The sequence below is a fragment of the Seonamhaeicola sp. MEBiC01930 genome, assembly GCF_045277075.1.
In the GTDB taxonomy this organism is placed as follows: Bacteria; Bacteroidota; Bacteroidia; order Flavobacteriales; family Flavobacteriaceae; genus Seonamhaeicola.
The window spans coordinates 143501-158652 of record NZ_CP104270.1 but is presented as its reverse complement, the minus strand read 5'-3'; the positions used below and the strand labels follow the sequence as shown (position 1 = coordinate 158652).

The window sequence follows — 15152 nt, the reverse complement described above, 5'->3', positions numbered from 1 at the left end:
AATATACGTATATTTGGTATACCAGTTTGGTGTACCAATTTGTTTTGCTTTTTGTTCTATAGGTGAAAAATCTAAGAGATAATAAATTATTTTTTGTGCCAAATAACTATACTACAAAGGAATTCAAAGCGTAAATTATTAATAAAAAAGGTAATTCATGAATAATAAATTAAGAGTGCTAGTTGCTGGTACTGGATTTGCAGGTCAAGGGCATTCAGATGCATTTAGGGCTATGGGCGCAGAAATTGTTGGAATGGTAGGAAGAACCCCAAGTGTTGTTAAATCTATTGCCGAAAAAATGAATATTCCTTATTCTGGGACTGATTGGAAGCAGGCCTTGATAGATTGCCAACCAGATATAGTATCTATAGCAACACCTGGTGGGGCCCATTACGAACCGATAAAACAGGCAATAGAGTTTGGTTGTCATGTGTTTAGTGATAAACCATTAACTGATAAGGGAGAGACGGCCTTGGAACTATATGAGTTAGCCAAAGCAAAAGGTGTTAAAACAGCATTTGCTTCCAGTTTTCGTTATATGCCACATATTCAGCATGCAAAACAATTAGTTGAGAAAGGGGCAATAGGAGAACCTGTTGAAGTAGAATGCAATTCGCATTTTGCTTTGGAGCGTGATATCCCTTTTGGTTGGTCTCATAGAAAAGAAGATGGAGGAGGGCGTTTAAACAATAATTTTACGCATATGATATCTATTGTTTCATCTGTTATTGGTGAAAAAATATTAGCCTTAATAGGAGAAGTTAGAGATGATCTAGGAAAAGCTCCAATAGTTGAAGGGGTTCATAATTTTAAAACTAGAAGAGATTTTATTCCTAAGGATTTAAATGATCCTTCACTAAAATGGGGAGAAAGTAATGTGGAGTGGTCTTATACAGTACTGGCTAAAATAGAAAGCAAATATGCTACCAAACCAGTTTCAGTTCTTTTTAAACATGGTGGTTTAAATCCTAAGTATCAAGAAAATCATTTAGTGTTTTATGGCACTAAAGGCGCTATTTTTATTGAAGGACATTATGGTATGGGGCCTCTTTATTTTTATGACGAAAATAAAACATGGAAAGAGTTAACTATACCAAAAGATATTGTGGATAACCAACCTAATATTGAGGGAGATACTGAGCGTAATTGGCATTATTTGGTTAGGGAGTTTGTTAAAGATATTAAAGGGGAACCTTTTGAGTCTTATCAAACGTTTAAAGAAGGAAGTCTGTATCAGCAATTTATTGACATTATTAGGAGGAATGATAACTGGACAGATGTAGGTCATCTTCAATAAAAACTAACCATATGTTTTATGATTATTTAGTAATCGCTCTTTATTTTATAATTATTCTAGCCATAGGAGTAGTGTTTTCTAGAATGGCAAGTAAATCCACCAGCGATTATTTTCGTGGTGGCGGAAGAATGCTTTGGTGGATGGTAGGTGCAACGGCTTTTATGGCGCAATTTTCGGCTGTAACTTTTACAGGGGCCGCTGGAAAAGCCTTCGCAGATGGATTTGCCATATGTGCCGTCTATATTGGAAATACTTTTGCATTTTTTTGTGGGTGGGCTTTCTTTTCTCACCGATTCAGGCAAATGAGAGTAGATACACCAACGGAAGGTGTTAAAAGACGTTTTGGACCACAAAATGAACTGTTTTTTTCTTGGGCTTTAATTGTTTTTTCTTTTATTAATGCAGGTGTTTGGTTAAATGCTTTGGGAGTTTTTACTAGTGCAGTTTTTGATGCCGATATTAATGTTACTATTATAGGTATTGGGTTTACGGTACTTTTTGTATCAGTACTATCTGGGGCTTGGGGAGTTGTAGCATCAGATTTTGTTCAAACTTTAGTTGTGGCAGTTGTTTCTGTGGCAACCGCTATTGTAGCATTAGTTATGATTGATGGACCTATAAACATGGTTAAAGAATTTCCGGGAGGCTTTCTTGTTGGCCCGAATATGAATTACCCATTAATATTAATAGGTACTTTTATTTTCTTTTTACCAAAGCAAATTATAACCATGATGAACCTTCATGATTCGTTTAGGTTTTTGGGTGCTAAAGACACTAAAAATGCACGTAAAGCGGCTTTACTTGCTATGACGTTAATGGGGGTAGGAACCATTATATGGTTTATACCACCATGGGTAGCTGCCACTTTATATCCTGATGCACCACAAGATTATTCGCAACTTGGTAATAAGGCAGCAGATGCGGTTTATCTGGTATTTGCCCGTAATGTTATGCCAATAGGAACCGTTGGTTTATTAATGGCTGGACTTTTTGCAGCCTCAATGTCGTCAATGGATTCTGCACTAAATAAAAATGCCGGAATTTTTATTAGAAGCATTTATGAACCTTTTCTTGCTAAAAGAAATAGAAAGAAAAAGGATGATAAAAAGATGCTTAATATTAGTAAACTGGTAAGTTTTATTAGTGGGTTAGGTGTTATAGCAGTTGCACTATATTTTGCTTCGCTTAAAGAGTTGAGCCTATATGAGCTTATGATGCGTGTTTCTACTATGGTTCAAGTACCTATGATGGTACCATTATTATTAGGAATTATAATAAAGAAGACCCCTCAATGGGCACCATGGGCAACAATAGCAGTTGGTTTAATAGTATCTTGGTTAGTGGATAATGTTATTACGGCCAATGTGGTTGTATCCTGGTTTGGTGTAGAAACTCTTACTAGTAGAGAAATTGTTGATATGAATATTATATTAACAATTGTGGGTCATGTATTTATAACTGGAGGTTTTTTCTGGCTTACATCTTTGTTTTATAATGAAGCAAAAGACAAACATAAACTTGAAACAGAACGCTTTTTTGAAGATTTAAAGAGACCAGTTATTGCGGATAATGAACAAGACGAAATTGATAGTCAACAAAGAAATAAATTGGGAGGAATGGTGTTAGTAATGAGTGTAGGTATCATGTTAATGGCGTTAATACCTAATCCAACTTGGGGCCGATTCATGTTTGTTATTTGTGCATTAATTATTGCAACAATAGGTTACTTACTTAGAAAAAGTGTTAAATCTAAAAAAACCTCCTAGCCCCAATCAAAACTATGAAACAATTAAATAAACTGTTAATAGTTCTATTTATTTTCTCTACTTGCATGAACTCATGTAAGGAGAACAAAGTAAAATTAACTCATGGTTTAGATAAATCTGCTGGTGGCGGTAATTGTTATATAATTACTACACCTATAGCTACTTATTATTTAGAAAAAATGGGAGGAGGTTTATCTAGTATGATAGATAATGATGGAATAGATTGGATTGGGTTTCACAAAAAAGAAGGTTCTGGTCATAAAGGAGAATATAGAGGATTTCCAAACGCAATTCATAAACAAGACGGAAGTTATTTTCATGCTTTAAATTCTAAAACTAATTTGTCTTCTTCTGAGGTTAAAATTGAAAACAATAATCATATTAGAATTTTGTTTACTTCAGATAATAACAAATGGAAAGGGCAGTGGGATTTTTATGAAGATAGATGTGATTTTACAATGAAAGCTATAAGCCATGGTTATAAATATTGGACCTTATATGAAGGAGTGCCTGGTGGAAAAATTGATTCTACAGATTTTTGGTATGCTTCTAATGATATAAAAAGTCACCCCATATTTGAATCAAAAATTGGTGACCTACCAAATCCAGAATGGATGGCATTTGGTGATAAGAATTGTTCTAGAATGTTATACGTACTTCATCATGAAGATGACAAGTTTCCTGATGATTATGTTTGTAGAGAGTTTATGACTGTGTTAGGATTTGGTAGACAAACCAAACCCGGAAATACCAAGAAATTTTTAACGTCAACACAAACTTTTTCTATTGGGTTTATAGAATATACTAACTATTCTGAAGTTAATAGAACCGTAAACCAGATTTTAGAATAAATTATTTGTTTAGTTATTTTGTAAAGAACTAGCTATGAAGGTAGCTAGTTCTTTTTATTTCTTTACCAGTGTTGTCTTTTACAATTGCAACCCATTTAGAATTAGATTGAATGTCCTCAAAACTAATCTTGTTTTTACTTGAAAAAAGAAATGTTTCAACATGTTCTTTTGAAAATATTTCTACACCAAAACAGTTATTACCTTTAATTCGTTTTACAACTAAATCATTGTCATTAATTAAAGCATCTTTAGGTTGAAGTACATTTATGAAATAAGTATTCTTACTCCTAATATTATTTTCTATTTTAAGTGTTTTTAAGCTAATACGCCTAATGTCATCTGGTCTTTGTGGCGTCATCATTTCTTCAATCAATGTTTCGTCTATAGCTGTGTTGAAGTCTTCTGGATACATTGAAAAGATGTTTAAGGCTCCTTGACCATTTTGAATTTCAAAATGCTCTTTTGTATGTTGTATAGCATATTTTTCTGAATGTAAATGCCAAGTATAAGTATGCTCTAAGTTGCTTTCTAATTCATCTAAAAAAATAAAATACCCCAGTTTGCTATTTATTATATGGCGCGCATTTCGGTTTAATTGCATTTCTGGATAATACATTTTACTGGTTTCGCCAATAGCGTAAATGTAATCATTAACTTCTGAAAAAGCTTCAATTTTAGCAATAGCATCTTCAGGAACATCACGCCACACATTATGTATGCCTTTACAATTTAAATCGAATAGAACGGGATCACTTAAATCACTTTCATTCCAAATTTTTTCACCAACACAACCACTACCGTCAACCGTAATAAGGTTATGAATTTCAGCTTTAGAAGTTCTATTATACCCTTCATCTATAGCTAAAGACGCATTATTATGCATTAAAATAAAATGATTAAAATCTACATGATAATGTGTTAAACTTCGTGTTCTCCAGTTGTTCTTTTTATTAAGTTTCCAGCTTAATTCCCATTGTTTGTGTCCACCTGGAGGACTTGTTTTAAACGATAAATGGGTAGCGTTTTCATCCCAACTAGAGCGCATAACAACTAGTCCCAAATCTTCAAAATATTTAGTTAGAGGTAAATCTTTTGGTGATACTGGTTTTATATCTGGATTATACCAAATTAATTCTAAGAATGCTTCAGGTAATATGCCAGGGAATATTTTACTTTGATAAGCTTCTCTAAATAAAAACTTTGTTCGTACTAATTCACCGAGCCATTGTGCTTGCCCATTATTGTATTCTGAAGCCATTTTGTAATATGCACAAATGGAGTGGGAGCTTCGTCTATCGTGAACATCGGCAAAGTTGATGTTCTCTTCCCAGTTTGGTGCAGATTGATAAAGTCTGTAATCAAATGTGTTTTTTAGAAAATCTGTTTCAAAATAATTTGGTCCGCCATCTTTTCTAATTAAATCTGCAGTGGTTAAAAAATAATTTATTGCAAAGCGCCAGTAACCAGTACCCTCATAGTTTGAGCCGTCTTCTGGTAAATATTCAAATACTTTTTCGAAATTATCTTTTATGGTTGAAATCCATTTTTCGGCACCATCATATTCAGATCTAATAGCATAAGATGCTGTTAATAGTCCAGAATAATTAATCCAGTTATGGTTTTGCCAAAAATCTGTAGACCAACAATTTCCTTTGTTTTCTTCCCCATAATTAAACATTTTATTACCTTGAAGTATAAGTTTGTTTAAGAACTGTTCACGCTCTTCTTGGGTTAAATAATCTTTTATCCAATCGTAAGACAAACCTAAGCCATACAGTAGCCAAGAAGCACTTAAATCTACATCAACAAGGAAACCATATCCCCAAACATCATAATTTACCACGGTGAAAATCCAACGTTTTGCTTCTTCAAGATAATGGTCTTGTTCAGTTAACAAATAGGCTAAACTTAAATTAGCTGAAGCCATACCCATATAAGTAATGCTTGTTGGAGGGTGCTCTTTAGCAATCGGTACATTATCATACATTTTACACTGTTCTATAAGTCTAGTAAAATGTTCTTTTCGGGTTGTTTTGAGCTCAAATTTTAGCTTATCTAAGTTATTATCAATGAGTAAATAATTCATTTTACCTTTTATATGGATGTTTTAGAGTTGCTAGCTTTAATCATTAAAAGACTAACAATACCTATTGTTATAGCAAGTATTAGTATGGCAATTCTACCTTCAGTTGGGTTGGGTATTAGTAATAGCAACAAAACAAAGCCCGTTATTGCTAAACCAAATTGCCCAATAGCTTTTAATTGTTTTAAATCGTTGCCTTCGCCTATTTCTTTTTCAAAATCTATAGGAGTTAACATGCGTTTAAAGAATTTGTCAACTTTGGCCCTATGTTCTGATGTTTTTTCTGGAGCAAAGAAAATTGAAAAAAGAAATCCTAATGAACCAATGCCAAATACTCCAAAAAATTGTTGTTGGTAATTCCATTTAACACTGGCGTTAGATGTTTCTCCAATGCCTAAAAAAGGAATAGGGATTTCAAAAAATGCGATACCAGAAACTATAAGGGCACAACCAATTGAAAAAAGGCCTGCCCACCAAGGTGTTTTTCTGATAAATAAACCCCAAAGTAATGGTATTGTAATAGGCATTAATAAAAGTGCACCAACAGATAACATAATTTCAAAAATGCCAATACCATCTTGTTGTGCAAAATATAATGATAGGATAACAATTAAGAATCCCATTATCCAAGTTATAAGTTGGCCTTTTCTCATGAGTTCGCGTTCAGCAATATGTTTCCATTTAAAATAGTCTGAAATTTTTGGGTAAATGTCTTTAATTATAATGGCAACATTAGTATTTAACCCTGTATCCATTGAGCTCATGGTGGCAGCAACAATGGCAACAACAATTAACCCCACCAAACCAACAGGTAAAAGATTAAGACTAGCCACGGCATAACTTGCTTCGGCTGGTTTACTAATATCAAAAGCCAAAACTTGTTCAGGGTATAACATACGAGAAGCAATTGGTGGTAAAAGCCAAATAGCACTACCTAATAACATTAGTATACCGCCCAATAATGCCGCTTTTTTTGCTTCTTTACCATCTTTAACAGAGAAATATCGAGGTGCTGCATTCATTGAATTAAAGATGATAAATTGTTTAGTAACCATTGCGCTAGCCCAACCCCAAGTATATGCGCCACCAAATATGGTAGCAGAATTTATCAAACTATATTCTTCTGTAAGACCATGAGCTTCAATTTGATTAAATAAATTACCAATGCCTCCAAGTTGATCTAAGCATAACCATGCAACAATTATTGTAAGCGGTACTAAAATTAAACCCTGAAGAAAGTCTGTTGCCATTACTGCCCAACGCCCCCCGGTAGCAGAGTATAATAAGACAACTATACCACAAACAATAATAACAAGATTAATGTCATACCCAAATACTGCTGAACAAAAAATACCTAAACCGTAAAGCGCCATTGCAGAATATAAAATTCTTATAGGTACCTCATATAAGGCATAAAAATATCTTGTTGTTTCTCCAAATCGCATTGCAATAGCTTCGGGAAATGTAGTAACTCGCATTTGACGTAGCCATGGTCCCATAAACAAATAGTTAGCAAAAAAACCTAGGGCATTTCCGCCATAAATAAACATTACAGTAAACCCCGATTCATAAGCAATACCAGCTGCACCGGTAAAAGTCCATGCACTAAATGCACTCATAAAAGCACTACTACCAACTAGCCACCAAGTTCCTTTGCAGCCGCCACGAAAGTAGTCATCAGTATTTGAAGAAAATTTTCTAAAAACTAAACCAACAGCTATAATTAATGCTAGATAACCAATAATTACAATATATTCAATATCTGAAATTTCTAGTTCCGGCATGTTGGTATAAACTCTTTTTAAAACTGGTGTACCAGTTTGGTGTACCAAAAATACTTATATTAAATCTAGATTCAAAGAGAATTAGAAATTAATAATATTTTATCCAGAAAATATTGGAGAATATTGGAAATAGAAAGTTTCTGTAAGATTTAATATTATTTTAAACTAAAGCAAACAGGATAGTAGATTTATTTAAGATGTGAAAATTTCTTTATTTAAGTGTTACGACCTTTTAAACGTTTTTCAATTTTTTGTTTAATAACAGTTAATCGTTTCATAAGATCCATTATTTCAGGGTCTTTGTTCTCTTTGTAAATAGTGTTAAGGTCTAGAATAAGTGCTTTTACCTCCCGCGAAGATTCAATACGTTCACTAGTAGTTTTAAAAGTGTGTTTACGATTTTCAAACTCTAAAGCTCTTTCGATAAGTTCCATATCAATTAAATAATTTTAAGTCGAAAAAAATATCGACCGAGGGGCAATATAATAAAATCTGCGAAACTTCTTATTTTTTACCTGATTTATTATATAAAAATTAATAAATGCTACTTAATATAACGCATCCTTATATACTTTTAAGCATCGTTCTCGAGCAAATTTGTGTTCTACAATTGGTTTTGGATAGGATATTTCCTGAAAATCTGGAGCCCATTTTTTCACATATATTAAATTATTATCAAACTTTTTCAATTGTGTTGTAGGGTTGAATATTCTGAAATACGGAGCGGCATCAACACCACATCCCGCTACCCATTGCCAATTACCAATGTTGCTTGCCATTTCGTAATCATGCAATTTTTGAGCAAAATAAGCTTCACCCCATCTCCAATCTATTAATAAATGTTTGCATAAAAAACTTCCAACTAACATTCTAACTCGGTTATGCATAAAACCAGTTTTATTTAATTGACGCATTCCTGCATCTACTAATGGGTAACCTGTTTGTCCATTGCACCATGCTTTAAATTCCTCGTGATTATTTCGCCATTTAATACGATCATATTTAGGTTTAAAACTTTTTTGAATAGTTTGAGGGAAGTGCCATAGAATCTGCATGAAGAACTCCCTCCATATGAGTTCTTTTAGAAAAACCTTATTTTTTTCTAAGAGAGAGCTTTTTACTATTTCTCTTATGCTTATTGTACCAAATCTTAAATGAGGCCCTAATTTTGAAGTACTATTTAAAGCAGGGAAATTTCTTGTTTCTTCATAATTTTTTATAAGATTACTGGAAATTTGATATGGTTCAATTTTTTGATTGGATTTTTTAAAGCCCATATCAGATAGACTTAAATTAGGAAGTTTATTGTCATTTATTAAATTTTTTAATTTATCTCTAGTGTTACTAAGTTTTAGAGTGTTAAAATTGAGATTTTTCAACCATGTCTTCATATATGGTGTATAAACCAAATATGGTTTTCCGTCACTTTTTACAATGTCTTTTTTTTCAAAAATTACTTGATCTTTATAAGTTTTAAATTTGATGTGATTTTTATTAAGAAATGAACAAACCTCATTATCTCTTTGAGTTGCGTAGGGCTCGTAATCATGGTTTGTGAAAACTGTGTTTATACTATAAGATTTTATTAACTCTTTAAAGACCTTTATTATTGAACCATGATATATAGCCATGCTTCTTTGGTGCTTTTCAATAAGGATATTTCTTATAGATTGAAGTATTTCATATATAAACGTAACTCTAGCATCATTTTTTGGAAGACCTTCTAATATTTCTGAATCAAATATAAATATAGGTAATACCTCATATTTACTTGATAGAGCTTTATATAGACCCTTATTATCTTCTAATCTTAAATCTCTTCTAAACCAAAAAATGTTAATTTTTTTATCCTTCTCAATATTTTCCAAAGATGTCCTCTAGTTTATTTGATCTATAATTAAATATTTCTTCAAGTTTTGGTTTTACTAAAAAAGGATGAACTAATTGACCAAAAACTCCAAAAGGCAATTTGTAATCAATAATATCTTCCATTTGAATACCCCCATCAATAATTTTTATAAAGTGTTTATGATGCCATAGAGAATAGGGGCCAAAACGTTGTTCGTCAACAAAATAATCTTGGTTATTACTATGAGTTATTTCAGTTACCCATTTAGTTTTAATTCCTAATAAAGGAGTTACAATATATTGAATAATTTGACCCGAATACATAGTTCTATCTGCCCCAGAAATTATATTAAATCCCATATAATCAGGAGTAATAATTTTTAAATTTTTTGGATTAGATAAAAAATTCCATGCTTCATCTCGTGAAATTGGTAATTTTTGTTTTTTATGCAAAGTGTATATTTTCATATTTAGTTGTTGTATAAAATATAACCATTTAAGGAAGATGCTATCAATAGCCAGATAAAATAAGGTAGAATTAATAAACTAGAATTTTTTAATGGCTTTATATAGGTAAACAAAAAGAGGCCTATTAAAAATGTTAGTAGAAGAATTATTATAAATCCCATGCCAACTAAATGTTTGTTGAAAAACACATAATTCCAACTAACATTCAAGATAAATTGAATAATAAACAGAAAAATTGTTTTTGCATCAGGTAATAATTTATAAAGATATGCCATATAAATAGAGTAGCATACCATGATAGTAAACCAAGCAACACCAAAAACCCATCCAGGAGGTGTCCAAGGTGCTTTATTAAGATTGAGATACCAGCTTTCCTTAGGTCCATTTGTCATAAGCCAATTACCCAAAGCTAAAGCACCAAAGTTTATTATTAAAAAAACAAAACTGTATTTAATTAATTTCATGATTCATTTTATTCAAATAAGTTGCGATTTGTTGAGCTTCTGCATATTTTTTATCACTGGCAGCTCTATTAATTGAGGAAAGTTTATGCCATTCATGCATTAGTTTTTTAAACTTTTTCTCTAACTTTTCTTTTTTTGTCTTTTTTTTGAAAATATTGAACATAACTTTTTTAATTAAAATATTTGGTAATTTTTGAACTTGTAGGTTTTGTTGATGTTAGAAAGTAGTCAATCAATTCTCCTTCAGGGTCAATTAAATATTTTTGAAAATTCCACTGAACTGAAGAGTTTTTAACACCATTATGGCTTTTTTCTGTAAGCCAAATATATAGGGGATGTTTGTTCTTGTTTTTTACATGTATTTTTTCTGTAATAGTAAAGCTTACGCCGTAGTTGGTTTTACAAAAGGATTCAATTTTATTAGCGTTATCAGGTTCTTGCCCTCCAAACTGATTGCATGGAACACCTATAATTTCTAAGTTTTCTTTATAACGTTCATATAAGGCTTGTAAGTCTTCATATTGCGGCGTAAAACCACATTTAGAAGCTACATTAACAAAAAGTAAAAACTTTCCTTTAAATTTCGATAGTTGTATAGGTTTGCCATTAATAGCATTGATTTCTACATCAAAAATATTATGATTTCGTAATTTTTGTTTTGAAACACTTTTTTTTAAGATGGAAACTAAATTTTTAAACATATTCTTAAATTTAAATTTTAAAGCTTACTATACCGCAATCCATTTCAAAAATTTGACCGGAAATCGAACTAGCTTTTTCAGATAATAAAAATATTGCCATGTCTGATACTTCTCTAGGCGACAGAAATTTTTTAAGCGGGTGACGTTCTGTAATATTAGCTATCATTTTGTCATTTCGTAATAATTTAGAAGCCAATTCTGTATCCGTTATAGTAGGGGCAATAGCATTAATACGAATTATAGGAGCTAATTCTGCTCCTAAAGATTTTACCAATCCTTCAACCCCAGATTTTGCAACAGCTATGCTACTATGAAAAGGCATTCCTAACTTTGTTGCCACTGTACTAAATAGCAAAATAGAAGGGTTATTACCTAATTTTAGAATAGGTAAGTAATTTTTTATTGCCTTAACAGCACCCAAAACATTAATCTCAAAATCATTTTTAAAATCATCAATGCTTAATCTAGAAATTGGTTTAAGATTAATACTTCCGGGGCAATAAACTAATTTATCTACTTGATTTATATTGGGTAACTTATCTGTGGAAATATTACATTTATAATGTGTTAGATTTTCATGATATATGTCTGGTTCACTTCGACTAACATTAATAACTTTGCTGTTGTCAAGTAATTGTTCTATTATAGATTTACCTATGCCTTTGCTACCCCCAATTACAATTACAGTATCCATTAGTTAACTATTAAGTGTATATTATATATTTAGTTTACCTTTTAAGCGCTTTTCTACTTTTCTTTTTATAACAGTTAGGCGTTTCATAATATCCATGATTTTCTTATCTTTTTTCACCTTGTAAATTTGGTTCAAATCTAAGATTAAGGCTTTTGCTTCTCTTGAAATTTTCACACGATCACTTGTTGATAGTGATTTCATTTTTCTTTGCTCAAATTCTAATGCTCTGTTTATTAAATCCATGAAATTAATTGTTTAAATAATTTTGTAATTCTACTATTTTTTGTGCGGTATTAAATTGTCCGCCATAATAGGCAGTTATTGTTGAGGATGTATCATCTTTAATACCCCTAGATGATACGCATAAATGTTTAGCATCTATAATTACTGCAACATCTTCTGTGTCTAAAATTGTTTTTAATTCACTTGCAATTTGATTTGTTAAACGCTCCTGGACTTGTGGACGTTTAGAGTAATATTGGACAATTCTATTCAATTTTGAAAGTCCAATAACTTTGCCAGATGAGATATAAGCAACATGTGCTTTTCCTATAATTGGTACAAAATGATGCTCGCAATTAGAATAGAAAGTAATGTTCTTTTCTACCAGCATCTGATTGTATTGATATTTATTATCAAACAGTGCTATATGGGGTTTGTTTTTTGGGTTTAACCCTGAAAAAATTTCATCAATATACATTTTTGCAACACGTTCTGGTGTTCCTTTTAAAGAATCATCAGTTAAATCTAACCCCATAACCTTCATGATTTCTTCAAATAAAATGCTTATGCGTTCTTTCTTTTGAGAATCATTTAGTATAAAGGCATCTTTTCTCAAAGGGGTTTCTAATCCAGTCGAGAGGTGGTCATCGCCAATATCTTTAACAGTTAAATTGGTAAATAAATGTTTGGTTGTTTGTGTTTTTTCTAGTTGCATATTATCTTTTTTATGTGCTGTCTTAAAAACATATAATAATCAAAGCACGTTCTTATTTCAAATATACAAAATGTTTAACAAATTGGTAAAAAAGTTAAACAAAAATATATATACTACTATTAGTAAAATTTATAAAGTAGTTTTTTCTTTTACGTAATATTTAACCTAGATAAGACTTGTTTTCTGCAGAAAGTATGGTCTTTTGAAATTCAACTGATGCAAGTTTATTAATCATACCAGAAAAAATAAGACCATGAAAGGGCGATATAGCATACCAATAGAGTCTACCCCATATTCCACGTGGCCTAAAAGTAGCTGTTTGTTTTAATTTGTTATCTTCAATTTTAAACTCTAACCATGCTTCACCTGGTAACTTCATTTCAGCGTATAATAATAGTTTTTTTTGCAATTTATCAGCAAAAATAACACGCCAAAAATCCAAAGCATCTCCGGCATTTAGTTCGGTAGAATTGGTTCGACCTCTTCTAAGTCCAATTCCACCATAAAGTTTATCAATATAGCCTCTAATACGCCATAAAATATTTCCATAGTACCATCCATTTTTACCTCCTATACTCCATATTTTTTCAATAGTAATTGCTGAATCAATGATTCTACGCTCTTTGTAGTCAATAAAACAACCAAATTTTGGAACGTTTACATATTTGTGAAAACGACGACTAAGTCTACCACTACTAATCATGGAATCTTTCCAACTTGAAATAATACCATTTTGTTCAATTTTTTTGAAGGCTAATTTTACAGCTTCTTTATAAGTTATTGGTTTAACCTTTAATGTTTTATTTATTTCACTAGGTTTTCCAATAATTTGTATACCCATACTATCTACTAAAGATGAAGCCAGTTTATAAGATGTTGATGTAACAAAATATAACCAATACGATGAAAGTTTTGGTGTCATTATAGGTACAGTTAAGATATGTCGTTTTAGTTCTCTAACCTCGGCAAATTGTAACAACATTTCCTTATATGTTATAACCTCTGGACCAAATACATCAAAGGTTTTGTTATAAACTTCTTTATTACCTGCCGCTCTATATAAATAGGCTAGAACATCTCTAACGGCTAGAGGTTGTGTTTTTGTGTTTAGCCACTTTGGGGTTATCATGAACGGTAATTTCTCAACAAGATCTCTAATTATTTCAAAAGAAGAGCTACCAGAACCTACAATGATTCCCGCTTTAAAAATTGTTAAGGCATAATTTTCTGATTTCAAAATATCTTCAACATTCTTTCTAGAGCGCAAATGTTTTGATAATATTTTTTCATTGGTAATGCCACTTAAATAAATAACTTGTTTAATATTTGTAGACTCAATATATCTTTTAAAATTTATAGCACATTGCTCTTCCAGTGATTCAAAATCTTTTGAGGAATTAGACATAGAATGAATTAAATAATACGCTATGTCTATTTTTTTTGGAATATTTTCGAGTGTATTAGGGCTTAGAAAATCTGCCTCTATCACATATACATTATCTTCTTCAGAATAACTTTTATCCGCTCTTAACCTGTCTCTAACAATACAAACAACTACATGTCCTTGATTTAATAATACAGGGATTAAGCGTTTTCCTATGTAGCCAGTTGCTCCTGTTACTAGAATTGTCATGGGTTAATTAACGTTTTAGGTCTTTGGTACCCGTAGCGTATTTTATTTTCTGGAATAGTATAACCATCTAAACCATTAATGGCCGCTACACCAGTTCTTGATAGGTTTATAAAGCCATCTTCTTCTATTAAATTCTTTACTACAAACAATCCAATAATTTTACCAATAAGTAAAATAGTGCCATTGGCTTTTATGGGATATTCTTCCACAAATTCCATGGCTAATTGGATTGGTGAGGTTTTAACAAAAGGTGCCAAAAAGCCTTTTTTATATTCAGGTTCTAGAGAAGTTACATCAAATTCAGAAATATTTTTATCATATTTAGCTGAGGTATGATGAGCATCTTCAGTTATTGACTTATGGATGTGATTTATGGTATAGTAGCCTGTAGATTTTATGTTGCTATATGTATTTCTTAATACTGTAGTTGGTCTTGAAAAAAAGCCTAACATTGCAGGACTAGACCCAATATGTGTTATAGAACTAAATACAGCGACATTCTCTTTTCCGTCATCAGAAATTGTACCAATTAAATTAGCCGATTTATAGCCAGATGAACTATTAATCAAATTGATTTTGTAGATATGATCTAAGTTCTGTATGTCACTATAACTAAAATATTGCAT

16 protein-coding genes are annotated in these 15152 nt (G+C 31.6%); 3 read left to right on the top strand and 13 right to left on the bottom strand.

What is annotated here, in order from left to right; all coding sequences use genetic code 11:
• The first annotated feature begins 157 nt into the window (after positions 1-157).
• From N1F78_RS00750 to N1F78_RS00740, 3 genes are read left to right on the top strand one after another with little or no spacing between them, the layout of a single operon-like run.
• On the top strand, positions 158-1297 hold the full coding sequence (locus tag N1F78_RS00750; protein ID WP_406684290.1) for a Gfo/Idh/MocA family protein: 1140 nt from the start codon (positions 158-160) through the stop codon (positions 1295-1297).
• Positions 1298-1308: 11 nt separating this feature from the next.
• Entirely contained in the window at positions 1309-3063 is a 1755-nt protein-coding gene (locus tag N1F78_RS00745; protein ID WP_406684289.1) for a sodium:solute symporter family transporter, read from the top strand.
• A gap of 14 nt (positions 3064-3077) precedes the next feature.
• Complete coding sequence (locus tag N1F78_RS00740; RefSeq protein WP_406684288.1) at positions 3078-3914, top strand: hypothetical protein; 837 nt, start codon at positions 3078-3080, stop codon at positions 3912-3914.
• 28 nt (positions 3915-3942) lie between these two features.
• Here the strand turns inward: N1F78_RS00740 and N1F78_RS00735 are convergent, their stop codons facing one another.
• The 13 genes from N1F78_RS00735 to N1F78_RS00675 form a co-directional block, all read right to left on the bottom strand.
• Complete coding sequence (locus tag N1F78_RS00735) at positions 3943-6000, bottom strand: DUF4962 domain-containing protein (RefSeq protein ID WP_406684287.1); 2058 nt, start codon at positions 5998-6000, stop codon at positions 3943-3945.
• An 8-nt stretch (positions 6001-6008) separates the two neighbouring features.
• Entirely contained in the window at positions 6009-7829 is a 1821-nt protein-coding gene (locus N1F78_RS00730; protein WP_406684286.1) for a sodium:solute symporter family transporter, read from the bottom strand.
• Positions 7830-7996: 167 nt separating this feature from the next.
• A complete protein-coding gene (locus tag N1F78_RS00725; protein WP_406684285.1) occupies positions 7997-8215 on the bottom strand; it encodes a hypothetical protein in 219 nt (72 codons plus the stop codon).
• Positions 8216-8329: 114 nt separating this feature from the next.
• Positions 8330-9640 carry a cryptochrome/photolyase family protein gene (locus tag N1F78_RS00720; protein ID WP_406685698.1) on the bottom strand — a complete coding sequence of 437 codons (1311 nt, stop codon included), beginning with the start codon at positions 9638-9640 and terminating at the stop codon, positions 8330-8332.
• Entirely contained in the window at positions 9636-10097 is a 462-nt protein-coding gene (locus tag N1F78_RS00715; protein ID WP_406684284.1) for a cell division inhibitor, read from the bottom strand. The genes N1F78_RS00720 and N1F78_RS00715 overlap by 5 nt, the downstream gene beginning before the upstream one ends.
• 2 nt (positions 10098-10099) lie before the next feature.
• A complete protein-coding gene (locus N1F78_RS00710; protein WP_406684283.1) occupies positions 10100-10561 on the bottom strand; it encodes a TspO/MBR family protein in 462 nt (153 codons plus the stop codon).
• Entirely contained in the window at positions 10548-10724 is a 177-nt protein-coding gene (locus N1F78_RS00705) for a Lacal_2735 family protein (protein WP_406684282.1), read from the bottom strand. The genes N1F78_RS00710 and N1F78_RS00705 overlap by 14 nt, the downstream gene beginning before the upstream one ends.
• A 7-nt stretch (positions 10725-10731) precedes the next feature.
• Positions 10732-11262: a glutathione peroxidase gene (locus tag N1F78_RS00700; RefSeq protein WP_406684281.1), complete on the bottom strand. Its 531-nt coding sequence runs from the start codon at positions 11260-11262 to the stop codon at positions 10732-10734.
• 10 nt (positions 11263-11272) lie between these two features.
• Positions 11273-11956 carry an SDR family NAD(P)-dependent oxidoreductase gene (locus N1F78_RS00695; protein WP_406684280.1) on the bottom strand — a complete coding sequence of 228 codons (684 nt, stop codon included), beginning with the start codon at positions 11954-11956 and terminating at the stop codon, positions 11273-11275.
• 21 nt (positions 11957-11977) lie between these two features.
• A complete protein-coding gene (locus N1F78_RS00690) occupies positions 11978-12199 on the bottom strand; it encodes a hypothetical protein (protein WP_406684279.1) in 222 nt (73 codons plus the stop codon).
• Between the two features lie 4 nt (positions 12200-12203).
• Positions 12204-12893: a GTP cyclohydrolase I FolE gene (gene folE, locus N1F78_RS00685; RefSeq protein ID WP_406684278.1), complete on the bottom strand. Its 690-nt coding sequence runs from the start codon at positions 12891-12893 to the stop codon at positions 12204-12206.
• Positions 12894-13053: 160 nt separating this feature from the next.
• Complete coding sequence (locus N1F78_RS00680; protein ID WP_406684277.1) at positions 13054-14526, bottom strand: SDR family oxidoreductase; 1473 nt, start codon at positions 14524-14526, stop codon at positions 13054-13056.
• Entirely contained in the window at positions 14523-15152 is a 630-nt protein-coding gene (locus N1F78_RS00675; RefSeq protein ID WP_406684276.1) for a flavin reductase family protein, read from the bottom strand. The genes N1F78_RS00680 and N1F78_RS00675 overlap by 4 nt, the downstream gene beginning before the upstream one ends.

Bases quoted from the DNA above. Each gene is read 5' to 3' on its own strand.
- N1F78_RS00750 (WP_406684290.1), top strand. From the start codon at position 158: ATGAATAATAAATTAAGAGTGCTAGTTGCTGGTACTGGATTTGCAGGT.
- N1F78_RS00745 (WP_406684289.1), top strand. From the start codon at position 1,309: ATGTTTTATGATTATTTAGTAATCGCTCTTTATTTTATAATTATTCTA.
- N1F78_RS00740 (WP_406684288.1), top strand. From the start codon at position 3,078: ATGAAACAATTAAATAAACTGTTAATAGTTCTATTTATTTTCTCTACT.
- N1F78_RS00735 (WP_406684287.1), bottom strand. From the start codon at position 6,000: ATGAATTATTTACTCATTGATAATAACTTAGATAAGCTAAAATTTGAG.
- N1F78_RS00725 (WP_406684285.1), bottom strand. From the start codon at position 8,215: ATGGAACTTATCGAAAGAGCTTTAGAGTTTGAAAATCGTAAACACACT.
- N1F78_RS00715 (WP_406684284.1), bottom strand. From the start codon at position 10,097: ATGAAAATATACACTTTGCATAAAAAACAAAAATTACCAATTTCACGA.
- N1F78_RS00710 (WP_406684283.1), bottom strand. From the start codon at position 10,561: ATGAAATTAATTAAATACAGTTTTGTTTTTTTAATAATAAACTTTGGT.
- N1F78_RS00705 (WP_406684282.1), bottom strand. From the start codon at position 10,724: ATGTTCAATATTTTCAAAAAAAAGACAAAAAAAGAAAAGTTAGAGAAA.
- N1F78_RS00700 (WP_406684281.1), bottom strand. From the start codon at position 11,262: ATGTTTAAAAATTTAGTTTCCATCTTAAAAAAAAGTGTTTCAAAACAA.
- N1F78_RS00695 (WP_406684280.1), bottom strand. From the start codon at position 11,956: ATGGATACTGTAATTGTAATTGGGGGTAGCAAAGGCATAGGTAAATCT.
- N1F78_RS00690 (WP_406684279.1), bottom strand. From the start codon at position 12,199: ATGGATTTAATAAACAGAGCATTAGAATTTGAGCAAAGAAAAATGAAA.
- folE (WP_406684278.1), bottom strand. From the start codon at position 12,893: ATGCAACTAGAAAAAACACAAACAACCAAACATTTATTTACCAATTTA.
- N1F78_RS00680 (WP_406684277.1), bottom strand. From the start codon at position 14,526: ATGACAATTCTAGTAACAGGAGCAACTGGCTACATAGGAAAACGCTTA.
- N1F78_RS00675 (WP_406684276.1), bottom strand. From the start codon at position 15,152: ATGCAATATTTTAGTTATAGTGACATACAGAACTTAGATCATATCTAC.